This is a genomic window from Bacillus sp. AFS001701 (genome assembly GCF_002559405.1).
Taxonomy (GTDB): Bacteria; Bacillota; Bacilli; order Bacillales; family Bacillaceae_G; genus Gottfriedia.
In genome coordinates this window covers 1-21,550 of the sequence record NZ_NTZO01000250.1, presented here as the reverse complement: position 1 = coordinate 21,550, position 21,550 = coordinate 1, and the positions used below count along the sequence as shown (strand labels likewise).

At 34.2% G+C, this 21,550-nt stretch carries 18 protein-coding genes and 1 pseudogene; 18 read left to right on the top strand and 1 reads right to left on the bottom strand.

Going from position 1 to position 21,550, the window contains the following annotated elements:
* Positions 1–146 precede the first annotated feature (146 nt).
* The 11 genes and pseudogenes from pdxR (at position 147) to CN514_RS16625 (ending at position 9,642) form a co-directional block, all read left to right on the top strand.
* Complete coding sequence (gene pdxR / locus CN514_RS16670) at positions 147–1,577, top strand: MocR-like pyridoxine biosynthesis transcription factor PdxR (protein WP_098233556.1); 1,431 nt, start codon at positions 147–149, stop codon at positions 1,575–1,577.
* Positions 1,578–1,864: 287 nt separating this feature from the next.
* Entirely contained in the window at positions 1,865–2,536 is a 672-nt protein-coding gene (gene deoC, locus CN514_RS16665) for a deoxyribose-phosphate aldolase (protein ID WP_098233555.1), read from the top strand.
* Between the two features lie 16 nt (positions 2,537–2,552).
* Positions 2,553–2,756 (top strand): zinc-binding dehydrogenase, encoded by a 204-nt coding sequence (locus tag CN514_RS27025; protein WP_435817633.1) that lies wholly within the window; start codon positions 2,553–2,555, stop codon positions 2,754–2,756.
* Positions 2,740–3,171, top strand: a complete 432-nt coding sequence (locus CN514_RS16660; protein WP_435817634.1) for a zinc-binding dehydrogenase — start codon at positions 2,740–2,742, stop codon at positions 3,169–3,171. The genes CN514_RS27025 and CN514_RS16660 overlap by 17 nt, the downstream gene beginning before the upstream one ends.
* Before the next feature lie 384 nt (positions 3,172–3,555).
* Entirely contained in the window at positions 3,556–4,380 is an 825-nt protein-coding gene (gene pstB, locus CN514_RS16655) for a phosphate ABC transporter ATP-binding protein PstB (RefSeq protein WP_098233554.1), read from the top strand.
* Between the two features lie 25 nt (positions 4,381–4,405).
* Positions 4,406–5,059 (top strand): phosphate signaling complex protein PhoU, encoded by a 654-nt coding sequence (gene phoU, locus CN514_RS16650; RefSeq protein WP_098233553.1) that lies wholly within the window; start codon positions 4,406–4,408, stop codon positions 5,057–5,059.
* Positions 5,060–5,204: 145 nt separating this feature from the next.
* Entirely contained in the window at positions 5,205–6,092 is an 888-nt protein-coding gene (locus CN514_RS16645) for a phosphate ABC transporter substrate-binding protein PstS family protein (protein WP_098233552.1), read from the top strand.
* A gap of 86 nt (positions 6,093–6,178) precedes the next feature.
* The gene (gene pstC, locus CN514_RS16640; RefSeq protein ID WP_098233551.1) at positions 6,179–7,060 is read left to right on the top strand and encodes a phosphate ABC transporter permease subunit PstC; all 882 of its coding nucleotides are present in this window, start codon (positions 6,179–6,181) and stop codon (positions 7,058–7,060) included.
* Between the two features lie 14 nt (positions 7,061–7,074).
* Complete coding sequence (pstA, locus tag CN514_RS16635) at positions 7,075–7,986, top strand: phosphate ABC transporter permease PstA (RefSeq protein ID WP_098233550.1); 912 nt, start codon at positions 7,075–7,077, stop codon at positions 7,984–7,986.
* A gap of 13 nt (positions 7,987–7,999) precedes the next feature.
* Positions 8,000–8,338: pseudogene (locus CN514_RS16630) on the top strand (transaldolase family protein); the annotation flags it as partial.
* Between the two features lie 185 nt (positions 8,339–8,523).
* The gene (locus CN514_RS16625; RefSeq protein ID WP_098233548.1) at positions 8,524–9,642 is read left to right on the top strand and encodes a glycosyl hydrolase family 18 protein; all 1,119 of its coding nucleotides are present in this window, start codon (positions 8,524–8,526) and stop codon (positions 9,640–9,642) included.
* A 438-nt stretch (positions 9,643–10,080) separates the two neighbouring features.
* Here the strand turns inward: CN514_RS16625 and CN514_RS25350 are convergent, their stop codons facing one another.
* Positions 10,081–10,866, bottom strand: a complete 786-nt coding sequence (locus CN514_RS25350) for an IS110 family RNA-guided transposase (protein WP_286141726.1) — start codon at positions 10,864–10,866, stop codon at positions 10,081–10,083.
* Between the two features lie 222 nt (positions 10,867–11,088).
* Between CN514_RS25350 and zwf the strand changes: the two genes are divergently transcribed.
* The 7 genes from zwf to gntK all read left to right on the top strand — a co-directional run bounded on the left by zwf (position 11,089) and on the right by gntK (position 21,141).
* Positions 11,089–12,597, top strand: a complete 1,509-nt coding sequence (gene zwf / locus CN514_RS16615; RefSeq protein ID WP_098233546.1) for a glucose-6-phosphate dehydrogenase — start codon at positions 11,089–11,091, stop codon at positions 12,595–12,597.
* A gap of 24 nt (positions 12,598–12,621) precedes the next feature.
* Positions 12,622–14,616, top strand: coding sequence for a transketolase (tkt, locus tag CN514_RS16610; RefSeq protein ID WP_098233545.1), 1,995 nt, complete (start codon positions 12,622–12,624; stop codon positions 14,614–14,616).
* A 55-nt stretch (positions 14,617–14,671) separates the two neighbouring features.
* Entirely contained in the window at positions 14,672–15,568 is an 897-nt protein-coding gene (gnd, locus tag CN514_RS16605; protein ID WP_098233544.1) for a phosphogluconate dehydrogenase (NAD(+)-dependent, decarboxylating), read from the top strand.
* Between the two features lie 34 nt (positions 15,569–15,602).
* Positions 15,603–16,265: a fructose-6-phosphate aldolase gene (gene fsa / locus CN514_RS16600; protein WP_098233543.1), complete on the top strand. Its 663-nt coding sequence runs from the start codon at positions 15,603–15,605 to the stop codon at positions 16,263–16,265.
* 116 nt (positions 16,266–16,381) lie between these two features.
* Positions 16,382–17,719, top strand: a complete 1,338-nt coding sequence (locus tag CN514_RS16595; protein ID WP_098233542.1) for a glucose-6-phosphate isomerase — start codon at positions 16,382–16,384, stop codon at positions 17,717–17,719.
* Between the two features lie 420 nt (positions 17,720–18,139).
* Complete coding sequence (locus CN514_RS16590; RefSeq protein WP_098233541.1) at positions 18,140–19,465, top strand: GntT/GntP/DsdX family permease; 1,326 nt, start codon at positions 18,140–18,142, stop codon at positions 19,463–19,465.
* Between the two features lie 152 nt (positions 19,466–19,617).
* On the top strand, positions 19,618–21,141 hold the full coding sequence (gene gntK / locus CN514_RS16585; protein WP_141529400.1) for a gluconokinase: 1,524 nt from the start codon (positions 19,618–19,620) through the stop codon (positions 21,139–21,141).
* Positions 21,142–21,550: the final 409 nt, after the last annotated feature.

Here is a 21,550-nt window from a genome sequence, read left to right as displayed (position 1 = left end):
TGGATAATTGGATGAGTAGGTAAGAAGCGATTTAATCTATAATAGATGAATTATTTTATTATTATTAATTCGTTAAAATAGATAACATAGGAGTTTAAAAATAAGAATTAAAGATAAATTTTTGTAAATTGCGAGGAATATTGTCAATGGAATGGAAACCTGATCGTGAAGCGAAAAAAGCTATCTATAAACAACTTGCCGAATACATCGAAGAAGGAATCGTTAACGGTACTTTTCCACTTGATAAACCCCTTCCTTCCGAAAGGCATTTAGCAAAAGAATTTAACATTAATCGAAGCACAGTAGTTGCTGCTTATGATGAATTGGAATCAAATGGGCTTATTGAAAGAAATAGAGGAAGCGGAACAACAATCAGTAAAGATATTTGGGGAATTACTAAGAAGAGAATACCAAGTTGGAACAGATATGTTGAAGCTGGCTCTTTTTTACCAAACTTGCCTGTAACTCAAAGAATTCGTCAAAAGACAGCAGAAGATAAGCTAATTAATTTAGCAAGTGGAGAGTTGTCAGAAGATCTTTTTCCAATTAAATCATTAAGAGAAATTACTTCAACTAGATCATTTATTGGAAGTCTTGGATATGATCATCCACAAGGGTACAAAATATTAAGAGAAACGATTGCAAAGCATGTTAAACAATATCGAAAAATTGAAACGGAATCTTCTTCAATTTTAATCACATCAGGTGCTCAACAAGCTTTATATTTAGTTGTTCAATGTTTGCTAAACCCTGGAGATTCAGTAGCTATTGAAGACCCTTCATATGCATACAATCTACCGATTTTTAAATCAGCGGGGGTTAAGACCTATTTATTACCGGTAAATGATAATGGAGTTAACCCAGCCGATATAATCGAATTACATAAAAAACATCGAATCAGAATGCTATTCTTAAATCCAACCTTTCAAAATCCAACCGGTACCAATCTTAGTCTTGAACGTCGTAAGACTATATTAGATATATCTTCAGAACTTGGAATTCCTGTCATTGAAGATGATCCGTATAGTTTAACGTCTTTTAATGGAGAAACGATCTCTACATTAAAATCACTAGATGAAAATGGAAATGTATTATATATAAGTTCATTGTCAAAGATTGTGGCTTCTGGATTAAGAATTGGTTGGATTATTGGTCCAAAGCCTGTAATTGAGAGATTATCTGATGCTAAACAACAAATAGATTTTGGTCACTCTGGATTTACACAGTGGATTGCAAATGACTTTTTAGAAGCTGAAGATTTTCATTTGCATATTAAAAATTTAGTGAAGCAACTAGAAAAAAGAAGAAATCAAATTGTCAAAAGTCTTCAATTTTATTTAATGGATCAGGTAGAATTTACTCAGCCACAAGGAGGTATCCATATCTGGTGCAAATTAAAAAAAGAAGTTAATGAAGTACAATTACTAGAAGAATCAATTAAAAGAGGGGTAATCTTTGCACCGGGTTTAACAATGGGGTCTAAAAAAGGGTTTGTTCGTTTTACCTTTGCAAGAGAAGACGAAGAGTCAATAGATGAAGGGATAAAAAGATTTTCTAAAGCACTTAAATCTATCTGAACTAGGAATCATGTACTAATTATGATGCCTTTTTAATTCATTTTTTAAGTGGATGGGGTAAAAAGTACTACAATGGATGGTTTAAATTTTTACAGATTTTTTATAATGAATAGGTGGAAACAATCCACGAATTCATAACGGTATAAGATCTATTATCGAGTGAATTGATTCACAATTATCTTTCACTTTCTAACATACTAAAAAAATGAAGTCGATATAAAATTTGGCAGATTCAATCAAATCAGCACAGAGTTAAACACAAAATAATTGATAAGGTGGAGTAAAACATGGAATATACAAATATTATTGATCACACATTATTATCGCCAGAGACTGATGATGTAGCCATTATTAAGTTATGTAATGAAGCGATGGAATACGGATTTGCTTCAGTAGTTGTAAACCCTACTTGGGTAAAATTAGCCTCAAAACTCGTGAGACAATCTGATGTTAACGTATGTACTGTTATCGGATTTCCATTAGGTGCTAATACAATCGAAACAAAAGTATTTGAAACGAAAAATGCGATTGAAAATGGGGCTACAGAAGTCGATATGGTTATAAATATTGGTGCCTTGAAAAGTGAAAATTATGATCTAGTCGAAAAAGATATTAACGCTGTAGTGGAAGCTGCAAGCGGAAAAGCTTTGGTCAAAGTGATTATAGAAGCGTGTCTTTTAACAGATAAAGAAATACAATTAGCATGTGAACTATCAGTAAAAGCAGGGGCTGACTATGTAAAAACATCGACTGGCTTTTCTTTACATGGAGCAACACTTAAAGATGTTGCCTTAATGCGAGAAACAGTTGGAGAATCGGTTGGAGTAAAAGCGTCTGGTGGTGTTCGTAGTATAGAGGATATAAAAGCTATGGTTGAAGCAGGTGCAACCAGAATTGGTACAAGCTCAGCAGTTCAAATTTTTACTGAAAATACAACTCTTAATTCAATTAAATATTAAAGTAGATGAATAATTCTTGACAGCTTATCAAACTCTGTTTTGGTTTGGTGAATTAACTGATCAAGATACTGTATTGATCCATGCAGGAGGAAGTGGTGTAGGTACTGCAGCAATACAATTAGTAAAACAAATGACTCAAGCAAAAGTCATTACCACGGCTGGCTCACAAGATAAATTTGATTTCTGCCGTTCATTAGGAGCAGATGTTTGCATCAATTAAAGAACAATCCTTTAAAGAAGAAGTCTTAAAAGCTACAAATAACCAAGGAGTAGATGTGATTCTAGATTTTATTGGGGCATCCTACTGGGAGAAAAATCTAAAGAGTTTAAAAACCGATGGGCGTTGGATCATGATTGGCATTTTAGGTGGGTCTGAAGTTAACAAAGTGAATTTAATGGAAATTCTTCAAAAGAGAGTTCAATTAAAAGCTACGCTAATAACTCCTAGAAGCGATGAGTATAAAAAAGAATTAACAAAAGAATTTGTTCAAAAAGCAATGCCGTTATTCGATCAGAACAAAATTAAAGCTATTGTTGACCAAGTATTCCGATTTGAAGATATACAAAATCCTCATAAAGTACCTAAATATCAAGATTTGATATGGACCAGATTTCTGGTCCATATTTTTGTTTAGCATATATGGAATTTGATGAAAGTAGGGAAGGAAATGAATTAAATCCATGGACACTTTCTAGTACCGGATGTTCCTATTATTTAAGGATAATGGTTGTAAAATGAATTGGTAGCTTGCACGAATATGGCGCTGCCTCTTTGTGCTTCCTGTTACAAATAGTGAGTTTTTCTTTACAATTCTGACTAGTATGTTACTTCGTTAATAGGGGAATCTAACTAATATTAATATTTATAGGTTTGTAGAATTGAATTGACGCTTGTTAAGCAAGAAGTAAGTAGACAATTTAGTAAAAAATAAGGGACATTAGTGACTGGAGGCGATTTGTAAATTAAGAGTTGGATTAAGAATAGTGATTAAACTTTAAATAGAAGGGTATCGAGATAAATGATTAATACAATGATTAAAGAAAATAATGATCTTAAAGATAACATTGAAGAACAGTCTAATTTTAAAACATCTATTGTTTATGATACACAGAATTTATCTCTTTGGTATGGTCAAGATAAAGCGTTAAAAGATATCAATTTAAGTATTTATGAAAATGAAGTGACAGCAATAATCGGACCTAGTGGTTGTGGTAAATCCACCTATTTAAAAACTTTAAATAGAATGGTTGAATTAGTACCAACCGTTAGAACTGAGGGTAGTATTTTATATCGTGATCAAAATATTTTTGATAAAAATTATCCCGTTGAAGAATTACGAACCCATGTTGGTATGGTATTTCAAAAACCAAATGTCTTTCCTAAATCGATTTGGGAAAATGTAGCTTATGGACCAAAAATTCAAGGTATTAAAGATAAAAAAGAGTTAAATCAAATAGTTGAAAAAAGTTTAAAGGGTGCTGCGATTTGGGAAGAAGTGAAGGATCGTATACATGAAAATGCTTTTGGTCTTTCAGGAGGTCAGCAACAACGATTATGTATAGCACGATGTTTAGCAATTGAACCAGACGTTATTTTAATGGATGAGCCCACATCTGCATTAGACCCTATATCTACATTAAAAGTAGAAGAGCTTATTCATAATCTGAAAAAAGAATTCAGTATTATTATCGTTACTCACAATATGCAACAAGCAGCTCGAGTATCTGATCGAACTGCATTTTTCTTAAGTGGTGAAGTAGTTGAATACTCTGATACGAATAAATTATTTTCTACACCAAAAGATAAACGTACAGAGGATTATATCACTGGACGTTTCGGTTAATAGAAGGATTAGGAGGTGATTATTTATGAGACATAAATTTGAAGAAGATTTAAGAACCTTGCAAGAGTTAATCATCGAATTAGCTGAGAAAACAAAAAAGGCTGTAATTAAAAGTATGGATGCATTTCGAGCTGAAGATATTGAAAAAGCTTTAGAAGTAATTGATGAAGATGATCGTATTAATAAACTAGAAGAAGAGATAAATGAATTAATCGTTGTAATCATTACTAGACAACAACCTGTTGCTGTAGACTTAAGAAGGAATTTAACAGCTATAAAAATTTCACATGACCTTGAACGAGTAGCCGATTATGCTGTAAATATTGCGAAATCGACGATTAGGATACGTGATCGACAAGAAAATTTACCATTAGAAAATATTGAAAAAATGCATGAACTAGGAATTGATATGTTATCAAGAGCAGTGGATGCTTATCGATCAGAGGATTTACATGCGGCTAAAGAAATTGGTGAAATTGATGATCAAGTAGATGATTTATATGGAGAAACTGTTAAATTTTTAATGAATAGTATCGCCGATTCACCCGATCACGTTACAAATTTAATGCAAATGGCATTTATTTGCAGATATCTAGAAAGAATTGCAGACTATGCAACAAATATTGCTGAAAATATTTATTATCTTGTAAAAGGTAAACATTATTTTTTAAACCAATAACGATGAAACTATAAAAATTTTGAAAAATAAAAGAATCTAGAGTGAATGAATCTACATTGAATAGCAATTTTTATTTGACACAAACTATTTTTTGTAAATAGTGCAACGCTTTGAAAGTTAACTAATTGCTTTTTGGAGGTATGTTATGAAACGTAGTATTAAACTGATATTTACATTTTTTTTAGTAGCAGTCGTTTTAGTAGGATGTAACACTCAAAAAAATACGAATAAAAAGAATCAAACTGGTGGCGGAAAATTAAGTGGTACAATTACAGCGGCTGGTTCAACTGCATTGCAACCTTTAGCTGAGGAAGCTGCTACAGAATTCATGAGTCATAATCCAAGTGTTTCGATTACTATACAAGGTGGAGGAAGTGGAACTGGGGTGAACCAAGTAACATCTGGAGCAGTTCAAATTGGGAATTCAGATGTACCAGCTGCTGAAAAACTTAGTGACCCAGCGCTTGCAAAGGATTTAGTTGAAACAAAAGTTGCAGGTATTGGTTATTCCATTATTGTTAATAAAGGTGTTACTGTTACTTCATTAACGTTAAAACAAATTCAAGATATCTTCTCAGGGGCAATCACAAATTGGAAATATGTTGGAGGCAAGGACGAGAAAATAAATGTGATAAATCGTCCAGCTGCTTCTGGGACAAGAGCAGCTTTCGAAAAAACAGTTATGAGTGGTGTGAAAATAAACGATTCAGTTGGTACAGTTCAAGATTCAAATGGAGCTGTAGAACAAGCAATTAATAGTACTCCAGGGACGATTTCTTATTTAGCAAATTCATATCTGGTTGGAGATAAAAAGAATGCTTTAACAATTGTTCAAATCGATGGAAATGATTCTTCAATTGATAATATTACATCTGGAAAATATCCATTTTACTCATATGAGTACATGATTACAAAAGGTGATTTAAAGGACCCAGGTAAAAGTTATATAGAATTTGTTAAAGGCGATGATTTTTCGGCGAAAGTCGAAGAAATGGGATATATACCGATGTCTAAAATGGGTAATTTAAAATAATGATCTAACTCTAAAGGGTGTTCTATTTCAAATTAAGTTTGATTAGGCACCCTTATTAGCACTTAAATTATTATTAGGAGTTATTTATGAAAACAAGAAAAAAAAATTACTTTGCAAATGAATACTTAGGAAGAACATTAGTAACCTTTTGCGGTATTTTAATGGTACTTACCACGATTTTGATTATTATTTTTATTGTAAGTAAAGGAATACAATCATTTATTCAAAGCAATATTTCATTATTTGAAATGTTATTTTCTCCTGATTGGAGCCCAAATGACGCACAAAATCCAAGGTTTGGAGCATTAAAATTTATTACTGGTTCAATCGTGGTATCAATTGGGGCAGTCATTATTGCAGCACCAATTGCCATCGCATTAGCTATTTTTATGAATTATATTTCACCGATTTTTGGAGATAAAATATTAAAACCTGTTTTAGAAATACTAGTAGGTATCCCTTCAGTTGTGTACGGATTTCTAGGTGTAACAATTCTAGTTCCGATTATTCGTAATCATATTGGTGGAGTTGGTTTTAGTTTAATTGCAGGAATAATTGTCTTGAGTATCATGATTCTTCCAACGATTGCAAGTATAGCTTCAGATGCTATTAGAGCAGTTCCAAAAGATTATTTAGAGGCTTCATATGGCTTAGGTTCCACTAGGTGGCAAGCAATTAGTAAAGCTATTGTTCCTGCTGCTATCACTAATGTATTGACTGGTGTAGTACTAGGTTTAGCTAGAGCTTTTGGCGAAGCTTTAGCAGTTCAGATGGTTATTGGTAATACACTTCAATTCCCTAAAAGCATCTTTGATCCCACGGTCACATTAACTGGTATATTAACAATGGATATGGCGAATACGATGAATGGAACCCCATGGAACAATGCATTATGGTCATTGGCAATGATTTTACTACTAATTTCATTTTTCTTTATTTTAATTATTCGATTGATAGGTAAAAGATAGGGAGGACAAGGATAATGAATGCTCGAAGTATTGATAAATTATGGACAATCATTCTCTATATCGTTTCATTATTAATTGTTTTACTACTTATTTATCTACTATGGGAAATCATTTCAAAAGGATGGGGATTTTGGGACCCAAACTTTTTATTTGGAAGCCCAAGTAATACGCAAGCCGGGGGTGGCATTGGTCCTCAATTATTTAATTCATTTTATATTTTAGTATTAACATTGGCTATTTCTATACCTCTTGGATTAGGATCAGGAATTTATTTGGCAGAATATGCAAAACCAGGGAAATTTCTAAGTTTTGTAAGGCTTTGTATAGAAACTTTAGCTTCGTTACCATCAATTGTAGTTGGATTATTCGGATTACTTGTATTTGTTACAATGACTGGTTGGGGCTATTCTTTAATTGGGGGTTCTCTCGCAATTACAATATTAAATTTACCAAGTCTTACCCGTGTATCAGAAACAGCACTACTAGATGTTCCAAAAAATATTAAAGAGGGTAGTTTTGGGTTAGGGGCTACAAAATGGCAAACGATCGTTAAAATTAGTATTCCTACAGCAATTCCACAACTCATCACTGGAATTATTCTATCCGCAGGCAGAATTTTTGGTGAAGCAGCAGCGCTAATCTATACAGCAGGATTAACAACTCCAGTATTAAATTCGGTCGCTCCAATTAATAGTCAAATGAATCCATTTAATATTTTTCGTCCTGCAGAAACATTAGCAGTTCATATTTGGAAACTGAATTCTGAAGGTATTGTTCCAGACGCTCACTTAATTGCTGCAAAGTCAGCTGCAGTGTTGATTGTTATGGTCCTATTATTTAATTTATTAGCTCGATTAATTGCTAATTTTATTCATAGAAGATACACAGGTACTAAAAGAAAAGTGAAAGTAAAAGAAATTATGTGATTTTGGTTCAATCGCTGAAGTATCTCCAAACGCATTAACAGCTGAAGCAAATGAACTTCTAAAAATTAACGGAGAAGACAAAAATATTACAATTAAACTTCCTATGACGTTAGAAGGATTGGAGACTTGCCGATACCTTACAAATAAAGGTGTAAAAACGAACGTTACTCTTATTTTCACAGTAAATCAAGCACTTTTAGCTGCACGTGCGGGGGCTACTTATGTTTCTCCATTCTTGGGACGTTTAGATGATATAAGCGAAGATGGTGTACAACTTGTTTCTCGAATAGCTGAATTATTTCGAATACAAAATTTAGATTCACAAATCATTGCTGCTTCAGTACGTCACCCAGGCCAAAGTTTTAAAAGACTAAAATAGAGAAAGTAAAACGATCAGAATTAGGTAATATTAACTTTTATGAGGTTAAACCAGGAGATAGTTTAAATAAAATTTCAAAACAATACAAACTAAATGTTAAAAACTTTGCCATTTTAAATGGACTAGAAAGAAATGATAAATTAGTTATTGGCCAAGCAATGATCATTCCTGGGTCATCATATTATGTACGAGAGAATGAAACATTATGGGAAATTGCTTATAGAAATTCAATCAGTGTTAAGCAATTGAAATTTAAAAATAAGCTAACAAATGACTATATTATTCCTGGGCAAAAATTGTTTATTCCAGCTTTATCAAAAAAGAAAATATGGACTGGGACTTATTTTATTCCAAAGAATAATAAATCGAATATTTGGATGTTGGACCATTATAAAAAAACCTTAACGAGTATTTTTATTTTTGAATATCATCCAACTAAACAAGGAAATCTGATAAATGAAAATGGTGCAATTAAACAAGCTTGGAAAAGGGGGATAACCCCCTATGCAACATTAACTAATATTAGCGATAAAGGTTTTGATCCAAATTTATTACATAGTCTAATAAGTAACAAAATTTTACGTAAAAAACTAATTAAAAATATCTATACATTATTAGATAGAAATATTCTTAAAGGAATCAATTTGGATTTAGAAATGGTTAAACCAGCAGACCGAGTTTACTTTAAACAATTTGTCAAAGAATTATCTGTTACGCTACATCGTTCAAAAATGGAACTATTAATAGCAATGCCTCCTAAAGAAGCAGATAATATTCCTAGCTACTATAGTGCTTATGACTATAAAACATTTGGAAAATATGTTGATAAGATGTTTTTAATGGCGTATAACTGGCATTGGCCAAGCAGTACATCAGGACCTATAGCCCCAATACCAAATGTAAAAAAATCGTTACAATATGCTATAACTGTTGTTCCAAGGTCAAAATTATTACTTGGAATTCCTCAATATGCATACGATTGGCCGATTGCTGGTGAAATTCAAAAAGGGATTGCATATTCCACACAAAATGCAATAAATATGTATAAAAAATATGAAAGCCAAGTTTACTATGATAGGGAAGCCTCTGCACCGGCTTTTCGTTATATTGATAAATACGGGACACCGCATGAGGTATGGTTTGAGGATCCTAGAAGTTTAATTGCAAAATTTCATCTAGTAAAAGATTTTAATTTAGCTGGATTGGGATGTTGGCATATAGGGATTACAATGCCACAAACAGAAAAGATTTTATTAAATGAATTTTGGATTCGATAGAATGAAAATAAAATTATAATAAGGAATTTTTTTAAAAAGAACTTTCAAAGCAAAGTTCTTTTTTTATTTTACTTTTCTCTTTTATATGAAGTAAAAGAAAAGTCGAATGATATGAACGAAAAGTCTGTGTGTTATACCTTTCTAAATAACTAAGAAAAGTAGTATTTAATTTTTAAAGATAGAGAATTTCTACCCTTAAAACCTTGGCACGGAGGCAAAAAAATTAACGGTGGTATATAGTCTGATATGCGTGGGTTGGTTACCACATTTCATTTTATCCGTTACGGAGCTGCCTCGGACTAACGGCGTACGTTCAGTTATTATACCTAGTACATAGTTGAACAAGAGGGTACTCCTTGCCGAATTTGCCTTCGAGCCAAAATTGCAATAATTAATAGACACTATTATTATAAAATTATTTTAGATATGGTTTAGTTTTTAAGCAACTTTTTGTTGATCTAATTTCGCATCTTCGATACTACATCTAATTGACCATATAAATCCAAGCAATTCTCGAGCGACCGCGACTAACGCAAATTTACCAGTTTTACCTCTAGAAGTTATTCGATTGTATTTTAAATTGAGACGGTGTTGTGCTTTCCATGGAATTCTTTGTGCTTCAATCGGCTGACCAATTTGTCTTTTCAATAATTCACCCTTAAGAGATGGTCGATGGCGATAAGACCATGAACATTCCACTAAAGCACGTCGAATGTGGGAATTACCAACCTTAGTAATAGATCCTTGCCAACGATTTGATCCACTTGAATATTCTTTAGGGACCAACCCTGCATATGACATTAACTGTCTTGGATTTGAAAAACGAGAGAATTGTCCAATTTCAGCAACAAGTGTTACAGCTGTAATTTCAGCAATACCTCTTAATGTCTGAAGGGCCTGAATGACAGGTGCATGTTCACTTTCGAGTGCTTCTTCATGAATTTGGGTTTCAATTCGCTTCATTCTTTCTTCAACTTCAAAAATAGAATGATAATATTCTTGGAATACAATTCGTAATGAAGGCTTTTCGAAAGTCAGTGAATTTAACCAATTACGATATTTGACTGTCCAATTCTTAACTCCTTGAGGTGGACGTATTTCATGTCGCAGTAAGAAGTGAACAAGTCTCTGACTTACTCTTTGTAAATCTTTCCAAGTCTTTAAAAAAAGAAGAAAAAGGCCTGGACGTAAAAAAAGAAGTTGAGAAAAAGCTTTAGATTTTATGGGTGAAGGAATTGTAGTTGGACTAAGTACTGGGACTAAGGTAGTTACTACTATTCCTAAGGGATGGATAAATAGTAGTAATAAATCTAAGAATATTAAAGTTGATAAACAAAATTATCTTCATATAATAAAATAAATATTCAGTTATGAAGCATTAAATTAACAGTGTTAAAAATATTAAATAGATTGATAATACTTGTAAAAAACAAGGAGGATTAAAAATTGGAATCAATGACCTTTGTTTTATTTGGTTCAACAGGTGATTTAGCTAAAAGGAAAATATACCCAGCTTTGTACAACTTATATTTAGATAAAAAATTGCCTCAACCCATCTCTATTATTGGCCTTGGGAGAGGTGAACTAACACATATTACATTTCAAGAAAAAGTAAAAGAATCAATTTTAACTTTCTCACGCCGTCTAGAACATGATGCAAGCGCAATGGAAGGATTTTTAGACGCATTTCGCTATAGTCAATTGGATGCAAATCAAACGGAAGATTATCAGAATTTATTGAAATTGGTAAAGCAAAGAGAAGCGGAATTGCATATTACGGAAAATCGAATGTTCTACCTTTCGGTTGCACCAGAATTTTTTGACGTAATTGCATTAAACATAAAAAATAGTGGACTTGGTGTAACGAATGGATGGAAACGATTAATGATAGAAAAACCATTTGGTCATGATCTCCAGTCTGCCCGTGAATTAAATGATAAATTAAGCAGTGCATTTAAAGAGGAGGAAATATATCGCATCGACCATTACTTAGGGAAGCCTATGGTACAGAACTTAGAAGCCTTGGAATTTGCGAACCCAGTTTTACAGTCAATATGGAATAAAGAACATATTGCTAATGTTCAAATTACCGCAAGTGAAACAGTTGGGGTTGAAGAAAGAGCTGGTTATTATGATCAAGTTGGAGCAATACGTGATATGTTTCAAAATCATATGTTGCAGATGCTAATGATGACTGCTATGAGTCTTCCTAAAAAGATAAATGCAGCTGAAATTAGAAATGAAAAAAAGAAGGTAATGGAAGCACTTCGTACGGTAAAAAAAGAAGATGTTCAATCCCATATTGTTCGTGGTCAATACACTTCAGGAGAGATTAATGGTCAGCCAGTAACAGGATATAAAAATGAGCCTGGAATAGACCCATCTTCCCAAACTGATACATTTGTGGCTGCTCGTTTGTGGATTGATAATTCATTTTGGACTGGAGTTCCCTTCTATATTCGAACAGGAAAACGAATGAAGGAAAAATCAACTCGTATCGTAATCGAGTTTAAAAATCCTAAAAATCTGCTTTATAAAAATAATAATCAAATCGTAGATCCTAATTTGTTAATAATTGAAATCAGTCCGAATGAAAATGTTTCATTACAATTAAATAGCAAAAACCCATTGAAAAACGGTGAAATCGAGCCTGTCAGAATTAATTTTTCTTGTGAACAAACAGGGGTGGGTGTGCCCGAAGCTTATGAAAGATTAATTTACGATGCTTTAAAAGGAGATTCTACTTTCTTTGCGCATTGGAATGAAGTTGAATTGTCATGGGAATGGGTACAGCCAATTCTTGATGCATTTAAGGAAAATCTATTGCCCATTAATGAATATCAGTCAGGTTCATCAGGAACTGAAGCATCTAATTCTCTAGTAGCAGAAAATGGATTTAAATGGTGGCTTGATGAAAAAATAAAGGAAAATAAAGAGATGACTCTTAAGAAATAATTGAATATCCAGGAGGAATAAAAAATGACACAAAACATTGAGAACTTAGCAGTTACTACAATTCGAACATTATCTATTGATGCGATCAATGCGGCAAATTCAGGTCATCCTGGTTTACCAATGGGTGCAGCACCTATGACTTATGCATTATGGGCTCATCATTTAAATCACAATCCTGAAAATCCAGAATGGTTTAACCGTGACCGATTCGTTCTATCTGCCGGACATGGATCTAGTTTGTTATACAGTATGCTTCATTTAGCGGGATATAAGGTAACTATTGATGATTTGAAAAACTTTAGAAAATTAAACAGTAGAACACCGGGTCATCCTGAATTTGGACATACTCCCGGCGTAGAAGCGACGACCGGACCATTAGGGCAAGGGATTGCTAACGCTGTAGGAATGGCTATGGCGGAAGCACATTTAGCAGCAAAATTTAATAAAGAAGGACACCCTATTATTGATCATTATACTTATGCTTTGGTAGGAGACGGTGACTTAATGGAAGGTATTTCCTATGAGGCAATGTCAATGGCTGGGCATATGAAACTCGGTAAGTTGATCGTATTGTACGATTCAAATGATATTTCACTTGATGGCGAATTAAACGTATCTTTCTCCGAAAATATCGAGAAAAGAGCAGAATCTTCTAACTGGCACTATTTAAAAGTAGAAGACGGAAATAACATTGAAGCCATTTCAAATGCAATAAAATTAGCAAAAAATACTGATCAACCAAGTTTGATTGAAATTAGAACAACTATTGGATTTGGAAGTCCTAAAGTTGCTGGAACAAATAAGGCACATGGTGCACCTCTTGGAGCTGAGGAAGCAAAAGTAACTAAACAAGCCTATAATTGGCTTTATGAAGAGGATTTCTATGTTCCAGAAGAAGTAAAAGCCCATTTTGATCAACTAAAACGTAAAGGAATTGATTCAGAACAAACTTGGAAGCAATTATTCGATTCATATCAAAAAGCATTTCCGGAATTAGCAGAACAGTTAAAAAATGCTATTGCAGGAAAAGTTTCTATTGATATGAACGATATCTTAACTTTTGATACGAGTAAGGCGATTTCCACTCGAGTGGCAAGTGGGGAAGCAATTAACCATTTTGTGAAGTCAGTACCCGCTATTTTTGGCGGAAGTGCAGATCTTTCCCATTCTACTATGACTGATATTAAAGGAGAACAAATTTTTGCTGTTGAATCATACAGCGGACGTAATGTTTATTTCGGTGTACGTGAACATGCCATGGGTGCCGCAGCGAATGGTATGGCCTATCATGGCGGAGTAAAGCCTTTTGTTAGTACATTCTTTGTTTTTAATGATTATCTTCGTCCGTCAATCCGTCTAGCAGCTTTATCAAAGATACCAGTCGTTTATGTATTTACACATGATTCCATTGCAGTGGGAGAAGACGGTCCTACACATGAGCCCGTTGAACACTTAGCAGCACTTCGCTCAATACCTGGACTAACAGTTATAAGACCAACTGACGCAAATGAAACAGCAAGTGCCTGGGCATATGCTCTTCAGCAAAATGAAGGACCAATTGCTTTGATACTAAGTCGTCAGAACTTGCCAGTATATAACGAAACAAAGGGGAATTTAGAGAACATTTCTAAAGGAGCTTATGTACTGAATGAAACAAATTCAAACCCAGACCTGATATTAATTGCTACAGGGTCAGAAGTTTCATTGGCTGTAAGTACAAAAATAGAACTTGAAAAAGAAAATATATCTGTTCGTATAGTTGCTATGCCAAGTTGGGAATTGTTTAGCAAGCAATCAGAAGAATATAAAGAGTCTGTTTTACCTTCTACTATTTCAAAACGTGTTGCAATCGAAATGGGTATCTCACTTGGTTGGGAACGCTTTGTTGGATTAGATGGAAAGGTTGTATCCATTAAAACATTTGGTGCTTCAGGAGATGGAAATACGATTATGAAACAGTTTGGATTTTCAACTGAAAATGTTGTCAAAATCTCAAAAAGCGTTTTAAAACAGTCTTAAAAAGTAATGAAAAACTAATTGAAAAAATTAAGACAATAAATTGGAGGCAGTCATCATGAAGGTTGGATTAATTGGTTTAGGAAAAATGGGATTAAACTTAGGACAAAATTTAATGGAAAGCAATCATGAAGTAGTTGCATTCGATGTTAACACAAGTGCTGTGGAAGAAATAAAAAAATTTGGAGCTACTGGTGTATCTAACTATAAAGAACTTGTTCAAACCTTAGAGCAACCAAGAGTCCTTTGGATTATGGTACCACATACCGTTGTTGATATGGTAATTGGTGAGGTCATACCGTTTTTGGATAAAGGTGACATTGTTATAGAAGCAGGTAATTCTCATTATAAAGAATCTATTAGACGTTATAATGAATTAAAGGAACTCGGTGTGAAATTTATGGATGCAGGTACCTCAGGGGGAATGGAAGGTGCCCGTAATGGTGCATGTTATATGATCGGCGGTGATCCTGAGGCATGGGAAATAGTGGAACCAATTTTTAAAGATACAGCAGTGGAAAAAGGATTCCTATATGCAGGTAAAGCAGGTAGCGGACACTTCCTAAAGATGGTTCATAATGGAATAGAGTATGCAATGATGGCTGCCATAGGCGAAGGATTTGATGTGCTTGAGAAAAGTGAATTTGATTATGATTACGAAAAAGTAGCAAGAGTGTGGAATAATGGGTCAGTTATCCGTTCATGGCTAATGGAATTAACAGAAAATGCGTTTTCAAAATATCCACGTTTGGATGAAATTAAAGGAATCATGCATTCCTCAGGTGAAGGGAAGTGGACAGTCGAAGCTGCTCTAGACCTTCAAACTGCTACGCCAGTTATTGCTATGTCATTATTAATGCGTTATCGCTCTTTAGAGAATGATACCTTTACAGGAAAGGTTGTAGCAGCGTTAAGAAATGAGTTTGGCGGACATGCTGTTGAAAAAACTAATTAAGGTAATTCACCAATAAAAATTGGAGGAAAACGACATGAAATTTTTTATCGATACTGCAAATTTAGAGGAAATAAAAAAAGCGTATAAAATCGGAGTATTATCAGGTGTTACAACTAACCCTTCATTAGTCGTAAAAGAAGGCGTAAAATTTGAAGATCGTATTGCAGAAATCCTAAATTCGGTTCCAGACGTTGAGTCTGTATCCGCTGAAGTATCTCCAAACGCTATTACCGCTGATGAAATGATTGCTGAAGCAAATGAACTTATTAAAATTAACGGTGGAGATAAAAGTATTACAATAAAACTTCCAATGACATTAGAAGGATTGGAAGCCTGCCGATATCTTGCAAAAAAAGGTGTAAAAACGAACGTTACTCTTATTTTTTCAGTAAATCAAGCCCTTTTAGCTGCACGAGCAGGGGCTACCTATGTTTCTCCATTCTTAGGACGTTTAGATGATATTAGTGAAGATGGCGTACTACTCGTTTCTCGAATCGCTGAATTATTTCGAATCCAAAATATAGATTCACAAATCATTGCAGCATCTGTACGTCACCCAGACCATGTAACCCGGGTGGCTATGGCTGGAGCTCATATTGCAACAATTCCATTTAAGGTAATTGAGCAAATATCAAAACATCCATTAACAGATCAAGGAATTAAAAAATTTGCTGCTGATTGGAAAAATGCTCTTTAATATTAGTAAAAATTAGTAGTTAACATGTTAAGAATCTTTCTACCATGCTTATATTGAAAGTTCAAACTAGTAAACATGACTTGTAAATATTTAAATAGGAAAAGGAGAATAAAACAATGTCTATTTCTTTTGATTACTCAAATGCACTACCATTTATGCAACAAAGTGAAGTGGATAACCTAAGTGAATTTGTGAAAACTGCTCATGACATGCTTCACGAAAAGAAAGGTCCTGGAGCTGACTTTCTAGGTTGGGTCAACTTGCCAATAGACTACGATAAAGAAGAATTTAAAAGAATTAAAGTAGCTGCAGAAAGAATTCGCAATAACTCCGATGCCCTAATTGTTATTGGGATAGGTGGTTCTTATCTTGGAGCAAGAGCAGCAATTGAAGCACTTTCACATACTTTTCATAACCAAATAGGGAATACTACTGAAATATATTTTGCTGGTCAAAATATTAGTGCAACATATATCTCCCATTTACTTGATGTGATAAAAGACAAAGATATTTCCATAAATGTTATCTCAAAATCAGGTACTACTACAGAGCCCGCTATTGCTTTTAGAATCTTCCGAGATTATATGGAGAAAAAATATGGTAAAGAAGAAGCAAGAAACCGGATTTATGCAACAACCGATCATGCAAAAGGAGCTTTAAAAACACTTGCCGATGAGGAAGGTTATGAAACATTTGTAATTCCAGATGATGTCGGAGGAAGATACTCTGTTTTAACCGCGGTTGGACTATTGCCAATAGCAACGGCAGGTCTAAATATTGACAAAATGATGGAAGGGGCAGCAGCTGCAGCAGATAAATATAATAATCCAGATCTGGCAACAAACCCAAGTTATCAGTACGCTGCTGTTAGAAACGCTCTTTACCGTAAAGGGAAATCTATTGAACTACTTGTGAACTTTGAACCGTCCCTTCATTTTGTATCTGAATGGTGGAAACAACTTTTTGGAGAAAGTGAAGGAAAAGATCAAAAGGGACTATTCCCTGCTTCCGTTGATTTCACAACGGACCTTCATTCAATGGGGCAATATGTGCAAGAAGGTCGTCGTGATTTAATTGAAACAGTTGTATCAATTAAAGAACCTAAACTAGATATTACTATTGAAGAAGAGGCATCTAACCTAGATGGATTAAATTATCTTGTAGGTAAAACAATGGATTATGTCAATAAGAATGCTTTTCAAGGTACCGTTTTAGCCCATGTAGATGGAAATGTGCCAAATCTATCTGTAGAGTTGGACAAATTAAACGAATTTACTTTTGGAGAAATGGTTTACTTCTTTGAAAAGGCATGTGGGATCAGCGGATTATTAATGGGAGTAAACCCATTTGATCAACCAGGAGTTGAAGCATATAAAAAGAATATGTTCGCACTTCTTGGTAAACCTGGTTATGAAGCTGAAAAAGCTGAATTACTAAAACGTATTAATAAATAAAAGCATCATAAAAGCACCCTTATCTAACTGATTATAGACAGGGTAAGGGTGTTTTTTATTGTCAATTAACTAATTGGCCCAAGAATTTTTGATAGTTCGATTTTTATTCTAATATATCTCGAATTCGAGATTGAATAATAAAAACTATATTAACAGTGTTTAGCTACATGAAACAAGCAATTAATAATTAAGATAAGATAAGATTTATTAGGTATTAGTTGATTAGAAAATAATCTTTTAGAGTTATTCCATTCGTTTCATTTTGTGAAATTGACAAATTTGATTTTTACCAACAGGAGTAGAAGCATAAGATATGAAGCTGAAAAAGCCGAATTAAAACGCATTTTAATTAAAATATATTAAATAGACAAAAACACCACTATATTGAGGTAAGGGTGTTTCTGAAAGGTGGAATTTACTGTGGATATGTATGTATTGCTTGTTACATTAGCTGCAATTGTGATAGTTATTTTGGGAGTATCCTGGTGGAAATGGCATGCGTTTATTAGTTTAACAGTTGCGAGTTTATTCTTAGCAATTATGGCGGGATTATCAATGGATAAAATCGTTAGTGCATATGAAACTGGGGTTGGAAATGTTTTAGGTCACTTAGTCGGAATATTGGCATTAGGTACCATTTTAGGAAAGATGATGGCAGAAACAGGTGCTGGAATGCAAGTGGCAAATTTCTTTGTACGATCCTTTGGTGTAAAGAATTTACCATGGGCTATGCTACTTTCTGGTTTTATTATCGGAATTCCAGTGTTCTTTGAAGTTGGCATTTTAATTTTATTACCTTTAGTTATGTCAATTCATAAAACATCGAAACAAAATATTTTATTAATCGCATTACCTGCCATCACTGGATTATCCGTAGTACATGGTCTTGTACCGCCGCATCCAGGGGCAATGGCGGCAATAGGGATCTATAAAGCTGATCTTGGAAAAGTGCTATTATACTCACTAATCATTGCGTTGCCTGCAGCCATCATCGCAGGTCCAATATTTGCAAAGTGGGTTCATAAGCGTGTGATCCCTGAAGGAGAGCCAGAATTGATTCGTATTAATACTGCGACCAAAAACTTACCTGGAACAGGCATTTCATTCTTTGTTATTTTATTACCTGTAATATTAATGGTATTATCAGCTATTGCACCGTATATGTCACTACCTGCAAACCTGATGAAAGTCCTAACGTTAATTGGCAGTCCTATCATTGCGCTTTTAATTGCTAGTTTTACGGCATTCTTCTTTCTTGGAATTCGTCAAGGAATGGATAAAAAAGCTATAAAAAAATTTACAGAAGAAAGCCTGCTACCCGTTGGTTCAATCCTTGCAATCATAGGTGCCGGTGGCGGTTTTAAACAAATACTTATCGATAGTGGTGTTGGTACTACAATCGCTCAAATGTCCGAAAATTTATCACTATCTCCGCTTGTTTTGGCATTTTTGGTAGCTGGATTAATTCGCATTGCGACAGGATCAGCGACGGTTGCCTTAACAACAGCAGCTGGTATCGTTTCACCTGTTGTCCAACAAATGTCAAGGGTGAATCTGGAATTGCTTGTTATTGCAACAGGAGCGGGGTCATTAATGTTCTCACATGTAAATGATGCTGGATTCTGGATGGTAAAAGAATACTTGGGATTAACTGTGAAAGAAACCTTTAGAACGTGGACAGTGTTGGAGACAATACTTTCATTTGTTGCATTTGGTGGTGTATTATTGCTTAATTTGTTTGTTTAAAAACAATACTACTATTATGAATTATAGTGGTAGTTTTAGTGACACATCTTTAATAGTTAAACATTAGGGAGAGTAGTTCTTTTAGACTTCTCTCCCTAATTAGGAAGTACAGGAAATCCTTAGTAAGGAGGAAGAAAATGAGTTCAAAATATATGATAGGTGTAGACATTGGAACAACCAGTACAAAAAGTGTACTATTTTCAGTCGACGGCTCTGTTATAACAAGCCATGGAATTGAATATCCTTTGTATTCTCCTACACCAGAAACAGCTGAACAAGACCCTGAAGAGATATTTCAAGCAGTAATAAACACTATTAAGCATGTCATAGAAACAAGCCGTGTTCATCCTAATGAAATTCTTTTTGTTTCTTTTAGTTCAGCTATGCATAGTGTAATTGCGGTTAATAAAGAGGGAAAGCCGTTAACGAAATGTATCACTTGGGCGGACAATCGAAGCTCTCAGTGGGCTGAAAAAATTAAAAATGAAATGAACGGTCATGAAATTTATCTTCGAACCGGGACACCTATTCATCCAATGTCTCCCCTTTCAAAGCTAACTTGGCTACGAAATGAACATTCAGATTTATTTTCAAGTACTTTTAAGTTCATTTCCATTAAGGAATATGTATTCTTTAAGCTATTTAAGGAATATGTTATCGATTACTCAATTGCATCAGCAACAGGTATGTTTCATTTGAATTCGTTGAAATGGGATAAAGAAGCTCTTCATGTTGCTGGAGTATCTGCAGAACAGCTATCTAAACCAGTTCCGACAACACATTATTTGAAAGGGTTGGATGAATCATTTGCAATAGAGATGAACTTACTTCCATCTACTCCATTTATCGTAGGGGCTAGTGATGGAGTGTTATCTAACTTAGGGGTGAATGCGATTGAACCTGGTGTAGTCGCAGTTACAATAGGGACAAGTGGCGCTATCCGAACCGTGACAAATCAGCCAGTTACAGACCCTAAAGGAAGAATCTTTTGTTATGCATTAACCGAAGATCATTGGGTAGTTGGGGGTCCAATCAACAACGGCGGCATGATTTTCAGATGGGTTCGTGACCAACTTGGATCTTCAGAGATTGAAACAGCGAAACGATTAGGGAAGGACCCCTATGAAGTGCTTACTGAAATTGCTGAAAAAGTGAATCCAGGATCGGACGGCTTATTATTCCACCCGTATTTAGCAGGGGAGAGGGCTCCTTTATGGGATGCAAATGCAAGGGGATCATTCTTTGGATTGGGCTTGCATCATAAAAAAGAACATCTTATTCGCGCAGTTTTGGAAGGTATCATCTTTAATTTGTATACGGTTCTTCTTGCATTGAAAGAATTAATAGGCGAGCCGAAGAAAATTCAAGCAACCGGAGGATTTGCAAGATCACCACTTTGGAGACAAATGATGGCTGATATTTTCCATCAAGAGGTGCATGTACCCGAAAGTTTTGAAAGTTCTTGTTTAGGAGCAGCGGTACTGGGTTTATATAGTCTTGGTGAAATTAATACATTAAATGAAGTTTCGGAAATGGTAGGTGCTACTCACTATCATGAACCGAATATGGAAAGTGTTGATATATATAAAGAATTAGCTCCTATATACATTCGACTTTCTAGACTTTTAAAAGACGAGTACGAAAGTATTTCTGCTTTTCAAAAGAAAAGGATTTAAAGCTTAACTATTTAGTTTATGAAAATGCCAAGCCAACTTTTAGAAGTAGCTTGGCATTCATATTTTTGGGAATAGAATAAAGATTTAATGCAGTTATATTTTTGAATAACTTATTAGGGTTTGGGCTTCACTATAATTTATTTTATTAATTCAACAACAATATTATTTAAAAAGCCCTATTAATATGAAGCTATCGAGGTACTCAATAAGTTAAATTATAAAGGCACATTTTTAAATATACCTTAACTTTTGAAAATAAGGTAATAATAATATTAATAATTTTCGACAGCCTTCCATTTCGGATAAAAGTACTTATTTAAAAATAAATTTTAATTGCCCACTGTCTTATAGGCCCAAGAAATTTCCCAAGTTCGTTACCTTTTTCTGTTATTTTGACTGGCTACTCAGG